This window comes from Streptococcus sp. GMD6S, assembly GCF_000297015.1.
In genome coordinates, this window is sequence record NZ_AJRH01000043.1 from 1 (window position 1) to 11252 (window position 11252).

At 40.7% G+C, this 11252-nt stretch carries 11 protein-coding genes and 1 pseudogene; all 12 read left to right on the plus strand.

Annotated features, from left to right (window positions below):
* Window positions 1-453, plus strand: a 453-nt coding sequence (locus GMD6S_RS06910; protein ID WP_000308203.1) for a glutamate ligase domain-containing protein, incomplete at its 5' end; no start/stop codon positions are given.
* Window positions 440-1051, plus strand: a pseudogene (locus GMD6S_RS06915) (NUDIX hydrolase N-terminal domain-containing protein). The gene GMD6S_RS06910 and the pseudogene GMD6S_RS06915, both read left to right, overlap by 14 nt.
* A gap of 90 nt (window positions 1052-1141) precedes the next feature.
* Entirely contained in the window at window positions 1142-1846 is a 705-nt protein-coding gene (locus GMD6S_RS06920; protein WP_001055258.1) for a YwaF family protein, read from the plus strand.
* A gap of 215 nt (window positions 1847-2061) precedes the next feature.
* Entirely contained in the window at window positions 2062-3432 is a 1371-nt protein-coding gene (gene ftsA / locus GMD6S_RS06925) for a cell division protein FtsA (protein ID WP_000196345.1), read from the plus strand.
* A 16-nt stretch (window positions 3433-3448) separates the two neighbouring features.
* Entirely contained in the window at window positions 3449-4705 is a 1257-nt protein-coding gene (gene ftsZ, locus GMD6S_RS06930) for a cell division protein FtsZ (protein WP_000144263.1), read from the plus strand.
* Between the two features lie 3 nt (window positions 4706-4708).
* Window positions 4709-5380, plus strand: a complete 672-nt coding sequence (locus tag GMD6S_RS06935) for a YggS family pyridoxal phosphate-dependent enzyme (protein ID WP_001049616.1) — start codon at window positions 4709-4711, stop codon at window positions 5378-5380.
* A gap of 9 nt (window positions 5381-5389) precedes the next feature.
* Window positions 5390-5920 carry a cell division protein SepF gene (locus GMD6S_RS06940; protein WP_000053364.1) on the plus strand — a complete coding sequence of 177 codons (531 nt, stop codon included), beginning with the start codon at window positions 5390-5392 and terminating at the stop codon, window positions 5918-5920.
* Complete coding sequence (locus tag GMD6S_RS06945; RefSeq protein ID WP_000576501.1) at window positions 5920-6180, plus strand: YggT family protein; 261 nt, start codon at window positions 5920-5922, stop codon at window positions 6178-6180. Before GMD6S_RS06940 ends, GMD6S_RS06945 begins: the two co-directional genes overlap by 1 nt.
* Entirely contained in the window at window positions 6177-6968 is a 792-nt protein-coding gene (locus GMD6S_RS06950; RefSeq protein ID WP_000126362.1) for a YlmH family RNA-binding protein, read from the plus strand. The genes GMD6S_RS06945 and GMD6S_RS06950 overlap by 4 nt, the downstream gene beginning before the upstream one ends.
* An 8-nt stretch (window positions 6969-6976) precedes the next feature.
* Window positions 6977-7231: a DivIVA domain-containing protein gene (locus tag GMD6S_RS06955; protein ID WP_000028988.1), complete on the plus strand. Its 255-nt coding sequence runs from the start codon at window positions 6977-6979 to the stop codon at window positions 7229-7231.
* A gap of 16 nt (window positions 7232-7247) precedes the next feature.
* Complete coding sequence (locus tag GMD6S_RS06960; protein WP_001123189.1) at window positions 7248-8042, plus strand: DivIVA domain-containing protein; 795 nt, start codon at window positions 7248-7250, stop codon at window positions 8040-8042.
* Between the two features lie 252 nt (window positions 8043-8294).
* Window positions 8295-11087: an isoleucine--tRNA ligase gene (ileS, locus tag GMD6S_RS06965; protein ID WP_000768151.1), complete on the plus strand. Its 2793-nt coding sequence runs from the start codon at window positions 8295-8297 to the stop codon at window positions 11085-11087.
* Window positions 11088-11252 lie beyond the last annotated feature (165 nt).

Here is an 11252-nt window from a genome sequence, read left to right on the forward strand (position 1 = left end):
CGTACTGAGTGGAAGAAAGCAGCCAATGGAGCAGATATTCTGTCTGACGTATACAATGCCAATCCAACTGCTATGAAGTTGATTTTGGAGACATTCTCTGCCATTCCAGCTAATGAAGGGGGCAAGAAAATCGCAGTCTTAGCAGACATGAAGGAACTTGGTGACCAGTCTGTTCAGCTCCATAACCAGATGATTTTGAGCCTATCGCCAGATGTGCTGGATACCGTGATTTTCTATGGAGAAGACATTGCCGAATTAAGCCAACTTGCTAGTCAAATGTTCCCAATCGGCCACGTTTATTACTTCAAGAAAACAGCTGACGAGGACCAATTTGAAGACCTAGTCAAGAAGGTTAAGGAAAGCCTTGGAGCCAATGACCAAATTTTGCTTAAAGGCTCTAACTCCATGAATCTAGCCAAGTTGGTAGAAAGTTTAGAAAATGAATGCAAGTGATTTTGCCAAGTATCTGCAAAGAATGCTGGCCATTACGGATACTGGATTAACCTTTACAAAAGATCCTTTCGACCGTGAGCGTTACGAGGACTTGTGAAGTCTGTTATCTGAAATGTTGAATCAGGTATCAGACCTCGATGCAGAAGAAGTGGCAGAAGTCTTGAAACCAACGTCCGCTTATGCAACTCCTCTGATGGACGTCCGTGCTTGGATTGTTGAGGATGAAAAAGTATGTTTAGTTAGAGGAAAAGGAGAGGATAGTTGGGCTTTGCCAGGTGGTTTTGGTGAAGTTGGCTATTCTCCAACCGAAAATATTCTTAAAGAAATTGAAGAAGAAACCGGCTTTACAGCAAAAGCTGAAAGGTTACTTGCAGTTTTTGATACCAATCGTTTCCAACTACAGAGCAAACAATATGCAAAGTTTGTCTTTGAATGTAAGCTTCTTGATGGACAATTTCAAGAGAATCAAGAAATTGCTGAGCTTCAATTTTTTGCCATTGACCAATTGCCAGTCTTATCTGAAAAACGCATCACCAAGGAGCAAATGGAGATTCTTTGGCAGATTCATCAAGGACAAAGAGACCAATATCTTGACTGAGAAGATTATTATCGTATTTCTGAATTCATTTTTTTCTATTGGCATGGTATAATATGTGAGAAGATTTTGAAATATAATGAGGAATATTAAATGAATTTATGGGATATTTTCTTTACAACGCAAGCGACAGAACCACCTCAATTTGACCTTGTCTGGTATGTAAGTTTATTTTCGTTATTAGCGTTGACCTTCTACACTTCTTATCGCTATTACGATAAAAAAGTCTATCAACGTTTTTTCCAAATTTTACAAGCTGTCCAGTTGATTCTTCTCTATAGTTGGTACTGGGGAAATCACATGCCGATGTCAGAAAGTTTACCATTTTATCATTGTCGTATAGCGATGTTTGTAGTGCTGTTACTTCCTGGTAAGTCAATGTATAAGCAATATTTTTCTCTACTTGGAATTTTTGGAACGCTGGCAGCTTTTGTTTATCCAGTACCAGATGCCTATCCTTTTCCCCACATAGCCATCCTGTCTTTCATTTTTGGTCACCTAGCTCTTCTAGGAAATTCTTTGGTTTATTTATTTAGACAGTATGACTCTAGATTATTGGATGTTAAGCGGATTGTTTTATTAACCTTTTCACTTAATGCTCTGATTTTTGTGGTTAATTTAGTGACTGGAGGAGATTATGGATTCTTGACAAAGCCACCATTGGTTGGTGATCATGGCTTAGTGGCCAATTACCTGATTGTGTCGCTGGTATTAGCTACAGCTATTAGTTTGACCAAGAAAGTATTAGAAGTTTTTTTAGAGCAAAAAGCAGAAAAAATACTTGTGAAGAAAGCTTAAGTATAAGCTTTCTTTTTTTGTAAAAAAAGATACTTTTTTAAAGTAAGGCTGTTAAGATAAAAAAATAGAAATAAAAAGTGAAAAATGACTAGGAAATTTATCAAAATCTAAGCACGATTGGATTTTTTGTGTTATAATATTCTTTGAATAGCTATACCCAAACATAGTTATTAAATAGAAGTGAGAAACTTGGAAGACAGAGAGGATGCGATGTAATGACTAGAGATGGTTTTTTTACAGGCTTAGATATCGGAACTAGCTCGATTAAAGTGCTAGTAGCTGAGCATAGAGATGGCGAAGTAAATGTAATTGGTGTTAGCAATGCCAAAAGTAAAGGTGTAAAAGACGGAATTATTGTTGATATTGAAGCAGCTGCTTCAGCAATCAAATCCGCAATCACACAGGCAGAAGAGAAAGCTGGTATTTCTATTAAGTCTGTTAACGTTGGCCTTCCAGCAAACCTCTTGCAGGTTGAACCAACACAAGGAATGATTCCTGTAACTTCAGACACCAAAGAAATCACAGATCAAGATGTTGAAAATGTTGTCAAATCAGCTTTGACAAAGAGCATGACTCCTGACCGTGAAGTGATTACATTTATTCCAGAAGAATTCATCGTGGATGGTTTCCAAGGCATCCGTGACCCTCGTGGTATGATGGGTGTTCGTTTGGAAATGCGTGGTCTGCTTTACACAGGGCCTCGTACGATTCTACACAATCTTCGCAAGACAGTGGAGCGTGTGGGTATCCATGTTGATAATGTGATTATTTCACCTTTGGCAATCGTGAACTCCGTTCTCAACGAAGGCGAACGCGAATTTGGTGCGACTGTCATTGACATGGGTGGAGGTCAGACTACTGTAGCGACTATCCGTAACCAGGAATTGCAGTTCACTAATATCTACCAAGAAGGTGGAGATTACGTTACAAAAGACATTTCTAAAGTCTTGAAAACATCTCAAAAAATTGCAGAAAGTTTGAAACTGAACTATGGTGAAGCTTACGTTCCACTTGCAAGTAACGAAACTTTCCAAGTTGAAGTAATCGGTGAAGTAGAACCTGTTGAAGTAACAGAAAGCTATTTGGCAGAAATTATCTCAGCACGCATCAAACATATCTTTGACCAAATCAAACAAGAGTTGGAAAGAAGACACTTGTTAGATTTGCCAGGTGGCATCGTCCTTATCGGTGGAAATGCAATTTTGCCAGGAATTGTTGAATTAGCTCAAGAAGTATTTGGTGTTCGAGTAAAACTTTATGTACCAAATCAAGTTGGAATTCGCAACCCTGCATTTGCGCACGTGATTAGCTTGTCTGAGTTTGCTGGTAAATTGACTGAAGTCAATCTTCTTGCCCAAAAAGCAGTTAAAGGAGATGAATTCCTTCGTCAAAAACCAATCAACTTTGGCATTCCAAATCAACGTTTGAATCCAGTAGCGCAACCAAGTCCAGCACAAGCAGCTCCAGCTGAAACTGTGCAGGAAGCCCCAGTTGCTCCCAAGGAAGAATTCCAAGCAAGTTCTCAAAGTAAACCGAAGCTAACAGAACGTTTCCGTGGTTTGATCGGAAGCATGTTTGATGAATAAAAGAGGATAAGAAATTATGACATTTTCATTTGATACAGCAGCAGCTCAAGGCGCAGTTATTAAGGTAATTGGTGTCGGTGGTGGTGGTGGCAACGCCATCAACCGCATGGTTGACGAAGGTGTTGCTGGTGTAGAATTTATCGCAGCCAACACTGATGTACAAGCCCTTAGCAGTACGAAAGCAGAAACAGTTATCCAACTTGGTCCAAAATTGACTCGTGGTTTGGGTGCTGGAGGACGTCCAGAAGTTGGACGTAAAGCTGCAGAAGAAAGTGAAGAAGCTTTGACGGAAGCTATCACTGGAGCGGACATGGTCTTTATCACTGCAGGTATGGGTGGTGGATCTGGTACAGGTGCAGCCCCTGTTATTGCACGTATCGCTAAAGATCTTGGTGCTCTTACAGTTGGTGTTGTGACACGTCCTTTCGGATTTGAAGGAAGCAAACGTGGCCAGTACGCTGTAGAAGGAATCAACGAACTTCGCGAGCATGTTGATACTTTGTTGATTATCTCTAACAACAACTTGCTTGAAATCGTTGATAAGAAAACGCCACTTCTTGAAGCTCTTAGCGAAGCAGATAACGTTCTTCGCCAAGGTGTTCAAGGAATTACTGACTTGATCACGAACCCAGGATTGATTAACCTTGACTTTGCTGACGTGAAAACTGTAATGGCCAACAAAGGGAATGCCCTTATGGGTATCGGTATCGGTAGTGGTGAAGAACGCGTTGTTGAAGCGGCTCGTAAAGCAATTTACTCTCCACTTCTTGAAACAACAATCGATGGTGCAGAGGATGTCATCGTCAACGTTACTGGTGGTCTTGATTTGACCTTGATTGAAGCAGAAGAAGCTTCAGAAATTGTCAACCAAGCAGCTGGCCAAGGTGTAAACATCTGGCTTGGAACATCAATTGACGAAAGCATGAAGGATGAAATCCGTGTTACTGTTGTAGCGACAGGTGTTCGTCAAGAGCGAGTGGAAAAAGTAGTTGGAGCTCGTAACAACCAACCAGTTGGACGTCCAACAACTAAAGCTCCACAAGCGCACACATTTGACCGTCAATTCGACTTGGAAGAGACAGCAGAATTGCCTAAATCAAGCCCACGTCGTTTTGAAACAAACCAAGCGTCTGCTTTTGGAGACTGGGACTTGCGTCGTGAGTCTATTGTTCGCCAAACAGATCCAGTTGTTTCACCGGTAGAACGCTTCGAAACACCAGTTTCACAAGATGAAGATGAATTGGATACACCTCCATTCTTCAAAAATCGTTAATCAATGAATTTGAAAAAAAATACTGAATTAGTTTTTCAGCAAATAGCTGATGCTAGTCAAGAAGCCAACCGTGCTCTAGATGCTGTTTCAGTAATCGCAGTGACAAAGTATGTAGATGTACAAACAGCGGAAGCCTTGCTTCCGCTTGGTGTCCGTCATATAGGTGAAAATCGAGTTGATAAATTTTTAGAAAAATATCAGGCCTTGAAAGATTACCCAGTTACTTGGCATTTAATAGGAACACTACAGAGACGGAAAGTGAAAGAAGTAATCCCATATGTGGATTACTTTCATGCTTTAGATTCCCTTAAGTTAGCCCAGGAAATTCAAAAGAGAACAGATCATGTTATCAAGTGTTTCTTGCAGGTCAATATTTCTGGGGAAGAAAGCAAGCATGGGTTTTCAAAAGAAGAATTGCTAGAACTTTTGCCAGAATTGGCTAAGTTAGATCAGATTGAGTATGTTGGTTTAATGACCATGGCTCCTTTTGAGGCAGACAGTGATGAATTGAAAGAAATTTTCAAGGATACGCAGGCTCTGCAAGCAGAAATTAGAGAAAAACAAATCCCTAATATGCCGATGACAGAGCTAAGCATGGGAATGAGTCGTGATTTTAAGGAAGCGATTCAGTTCGGCTCAACCTTTGTTCGAATCGGTACAGCATTTTTTAAATAGGAGAGAGCTATGTCTTTAAAAGATAGATTCGATAAATTTATAGATTATTTTACAGAAGACGGAGAAGAAACGACTAACTACCAGGCTCAACAAGAGGGAACAGTTAGCCCAGCCATCTCATCTTCTAAAGAATTACCAGCACCTGCTCAGTCAGGATCAGCAAAAGATGCAAATATTACCCGTCTTCATGCGCGTCAGCAAGAATTGGCAATGCAAAGCCATCGTTCAGATGAGAAAGTGACAATTGACGTTCGCTATCCAAGAAAATATGAAGATGCAACTGAAATTGTAGATTTGTTGGCTGGCAATGAAAGTATTTTGATTGATTTCCAATACATGACAGAGGTTCAAGCCCGTCGTTGCCTTGATTACTTGGACGGAGCCCGCCATGTCTTAGCTGGGAATATGAAAAAAGTTGCGAGTACGATGTATCTATTGACGCCTGTCAACGTTGTCGTGAATATTGAAGATATCAAACTTCCAGATGAATCACAAAGCGCTGAGTTTGGTTTTGATATTAAACGAAATAGAGCAAGATAATGATTTTCTTAATTCGTTTAATCCAAAATGCGGTTAGCATTTATTCCATCATTCTCGTTGCATTTGCTCTTCTTTCATGGTTTCCAAATGCCTATGAAAGCCAGCTAGGTCGCCTAGTTATCAGACTTGCTCGTCCAGTTATTGAGCCCCTTCGTAAGCTCAATCTACAATTTGCTGGTCTTGACTTTACGGTTTGGGCGGCGCTGATTCTGATTCAGTTTGTTGGAAATCTCTTAACACGACTAGTCTTATTACTATGACAGCAAATCGAGCCATTTATCAGCATTTTTCCCAAGATGATATTCCCTTTATTGATAAGGGGTTAGAGTGGATCAAGCGGGTAGAAGATACCTATGCACCGGTACTTACTCCTTTTATCAATCCCCATCAGGAACAGATTTTGAGGGTACTAGCTGGGACATATGGACTGGGTTGCCAAAGTAGTGGTGATTTTCTTCCGACAGAGTCGGTTCGAGTTCTTCTCTATCCAGATTACTTTGAACCGGAGATATCAGACTTTGAAATGGCCTTGTTGGAAATTTGCTATCCGAGTAAGTTTGAGCAACTGAGTCATGGAAAAATATTGGGAACAATTATCAACCAACTAGGAATTGACCGTAAATTATTTGGTGATATCTTGGTAGATGAAAAGAGAGCACAGATTTTTGTCAATCGTGATTTCATTCCTCTTTTTCAGGATGGAATAAGAAAGATTGGCAGACTTCCTGTATCGCTGGAGGAATGTCCTTTTACCGATAGGATTTTGTCTAAAATTGATTATAGAGAACGAGAAATTTTAGTTTCGAGTTTTCGATTGGATGCCCTCTTATCAAGTGCCTTGAAATTATCTAGAAATCAAACTAGTCAACTGATTGAGAAAAAATCTGTCCAGGTAAATTATCATGTGGTTGAAAAATCTGATTACCAGGTCGCAGTTGGAGATTTGATCAGTGTGAGAAAGTTTGGTCGTTTGAAAGTTGTCAAAGACAATGGTCAGACCAAAAAGGATAAGAAAAAACTAACAGTCCGGCTACTTTTAAGCAAGTGAGAAAAAATATGTCGATTACACCACAAGAAATAAGTGATAAAGCTTTCTCAAGAACATTCAGAGGCTACAATCAGGAAGAAGTTGACCTCTTTCTAGATAAGATTTACTTTGAATTAGAGGAGATGATTCGATACAAAGATGAAACTGAACTCTATATCAAAAAACTAGAAGAACGTCTTTCCTATTATACGAATGATATTCCTAAGAGAACAGTAACAAGCGAGCAAGAACCAGAAGCAATTAATGATTCTATTTTTTATTAAGTAAGTGAGGAAAAGTATGCCAATTACATCGTTAGAAATTAAAGATAAAACCTTTGGTACAAGATTTAGAGGTTTTGATCCAGAAGAAGTAGATGAATTTCTGGATATCGTTGTTCGTGACTACGAAGACTTGGTTCGTAGCAATCACGATAAAGAGACACACATCAAGAGTTTGGAAGAACGTTTGTCTTACTTTGATGAGATGAAGGATTCCTTGAGTCAGTCAGTTTTGATTGCTCAAGATACTGCGGAGCGTGTTAAACAGGCTGCTCAAGAACGTTCAAACAATATTATTCAACAAGCTGAACAAGACGCCCAGCGTTTGCTTGAAGAAGCGAAATACAAGGCAAATGAAATTCTCCGTCAGGCAACAGATAATGCGAAGAGAGTGGCTGTTGAGACAGAAGAGTTGAAGAACAAGAGCCGTGTATTCCATCAACGCCTCAAGTCTACGATTGAAAGTCAATTGGCTATTGTCGAGTCATCTGATTGGGAAGATATTCTTCGCCCAACAGCTACTTACCTTCAGACAAGTGATGAAGCCTTTAAAGAAGTGGTGGGTGAAGTTCTTGGTGAATCTGTATCTTTACAACCAGAAGAAGAGCCTATTGATATGACTCGTCAATTCACACCAGAAGAGGTTGCTGAATTACAAGCTCGTATCGAGGCTGGTAACAAAGAATTAGCTGAGTTTGAAGCTCAACAAAACCAACAGACAGAAGAAAGTGACCAGCATGAAGAGTCAGTTGAAGTAGAAGCTACTGCGGCAACTGAGAACGATGCAAATAAAGAATCTGTTCTTATCCTATAAAAAAATGTGAGAACAAGATCCAACCAACTATATTTTCAGCGAGCGGGAGATGGTGAGAGTCCTGCAATCCCTAGTGGTTAGATTATCCTCTCAACGAATCTAATCTGAAAACAGTAAGACTAGACGTCCCCCACGTTACGGGAAAAGAGGAAAAGAGACCCTGTCTTTTTTCGAACAAAGGTGGTACCACGATTTTCGTCCTTTTTGCGAATCGTGGTTTTTATTTTGTCATTTTAAATTAAAGGAGTAACAATGAAACTTAAAGAAACCCTCAATCTAGGGAAAACAGACTTTCCTATGCGTGCTGGTCTTCCAACCAAAGAACCAGTTTGGCAAAAAGAATGGGAAGAAGCAAAACTTTACCAACGTCGTCAAGAATTGAACCAAGGAAAACCGCATTTCACCTTGCATGATGGCCCTCCGTATGCAAACGGAAATATCCACGTTGGACATGCCATGAACAAGATTTCTAAAGATATTATTGTTCGTTCTAAGTCTATGTCTGGATTTTATGCTCCTTATATCCCAGGTTGGGATACTCATGGTCTGCCAATCGAGCAAGTCTTGGCAAAACAGGGCGTTAAACGCAAAGAAATGGACTTGGTTGAGTACTTGAAACTTTGCCGCGAGTACGCTCTTTCTCAAGTTGATAAACAACGTGAAGACTTTAAACGTTTGGGTGTTTCTGGTGACTGGGAAAATCCTTATGTGACTTTGACTCCAGACTATGAAGCAGCTCAGATCCGTGTCTTTGGTGAGATGGCTAAAAAAGGCTATATCTACCGTGGTGCCAAGCCAGTTTACTGGTCATGGTCTTCTGAGTCAGCCCTTGCTGAAGCGGAAATTGAGTATCATGACTTGCTTTCAACTTCCCTTTACTATGCTAACCGCGTCAAAGACGGAAAAGGTGTGCTAGATACAGACACTTACATCGTAGTTTGGACAACTACTCCATTTACCATTACAGCTTCTCGTGGTTTGACTGTTGGAGCGGATATTGATTACGTAGTCGTACAACCTGCTGGTGAGACTCGTAAGTTTGTGGTTGCTTCAGAATTGTTGAATAGCTTGTCTGAGAAATTTGGTTGGGCTGATGTTCAGGTCTTGGCAACCTACCGTGGTCAAGAATTGAACCACATTGTGACAGTCCACCCATGGGATACGGCTGTAGATGAGTTGGTAATCCTGGGTGACCACGTTACGACTGACTCTGGTACTGGTATTGTCCATACAGCCCCTGGTTTTGGTGAGGACGACTACAATGTTGGTGTTGCCAACGGCCTTGAAGTTGCTGTAACAGTTAACGAACGCGGTATTATGATGGAAAATGCTGGTCCTGAATTTGCGGGTCAGTTCTATGACAAGGTTGTGCCGACTGTTATCGAAAAACTGGGCGATTTGCTCCTTGCTCAAGAAGAAATCTCTCACTCATACCCATTTGACTGGCGTACCAAGAAACCAATCATCTGGCGTGCTGTTCCACAGTGGTTTGCCTCTGTATCTAAATTCCGCCAAGAAATCTTGGATGAAATTGAAAAAGTGAAGTTCCACTCAGAATGGGGGAAAGTTCGTCTTTACAATATGATTCGTGACCGTGGCGACTGGGTTATCTCTCGTCAACGTGCTTGGGGAGTTCCCCTTCCTATCTTCTATGCTGAAGACGGAACGCCAATCATGACTGCTGAGACTATTGAACATGTAGCTCAACTCTTTGAGGAACACGGTTCTATCATCTGGTGGGAACGTGATGCTAAGGACCTCTTGCCAGAAGGATTTACTCATCCAGGTTCACCAAATGGCGAGTTCAAGAAAGAAACAGATATCATGGACGTATGGTTTGACTCAGGTTCATCATGGAATGGAGTAGTGGTCAACCGTCCAGAACTCAAATATCCAGCAGATCTTTACCTTGAAGGTTCTGACCAGTACCGTGGTTGGTTCAACTCATCACTTATCACATCTGTTGCTAACCATGGCGTTGCTCCTTACAAACAAATCTTGTCACAAGGTTTTGCTCTTGATGGTAAAGGTGAGAAGATGTCTAAATCTCTTGGGAATACGATTGCTCCAAGTGATGTTGAAAAACAATTTGGTGCGGAAATCTTGCGTCTCTGGGTAACAAGTGTGGACTCAAGCAACGACGTGCGTATCTCTATGGATATCTTGAGCCAAGTCTCTGAAACTTACCGTAAGATCCGTAACACTCTTCGTTTCTTGATTGCCAATACATCTGACTTTAACCCAGCTCAAGACGCAGTAGCTTACGATGAGCTTCGTTCTGTTGACAAGTACATGACCATTCGCTTTAACCAGCTTGTGAAAACGATTCGTGATGCTTATGCTAACTTTGAATTCTTGACAATCTACAAGGCCTTGGTGAACTTCATCAACGTTGATTTGTCAGCCTTCTACCTTGACTTTGCCAAAGACGTTGTTTACATCGAGGGTGCCAAATCACTCGAACGCCGTCAAATGCAGACTGTCTTCTATGACATTCTTGTCAAAATCACTAAACTCTTGACACCAATCCTTCCTCACACAGCAGAGGAAATCTGGTCATATCTTGAGTTTGAAGCTGAAGAATTTGTTCAATTGTCTGAATTACCAGAAGCTGAAACTTTTGCCAACCAAGAAGAAATCCTGGATACATGGGCAGCCTTCATGGATTTCCGCGGACAAGCTCAAAAAGCCTTGGAAGAAGCGCGTAATGCAAAAGTAATCGGTAAATCGCTTGAAGCACACTTGACAGTTTATCCAAACGAAGTTGTGAAAACTCTTCTTGGAGCAGTAGATAGCAATGTGGCTCAACTTTTGATCGTGTCAGAATTGACCATCGCTGAAGGTACAGCTCCAGAAGGCGCAGTTAGCTTTGAGGATGTTGCCTTCACAGTTAAACGTGCTGCAGGTGAAGTTTGTGACCGTTGCCGTCGTATCGACCCAACAACAACAGAACGCAGCTACCATGCAGTCATCTGTGATCACTGTGCAAGCATCGTAGAAGAAAACTTTGCAGATGCAGTTGCAGAAGGATTTGAAGCGAAATAATCAGATTAGAAATATGTCTTCTCATAGTTTAAGGTGAGAGGAAAGGTAAAAGAGAGAAAGTCATTTCTCTCTTTTTTTGCTGGTAAAAGCTTAGGACAAAGATGTAGAAATTCAACATTTTTAAGGAAAGTTTTAAGTTGATTTTTTGAGATTTTTTAAAAAGAG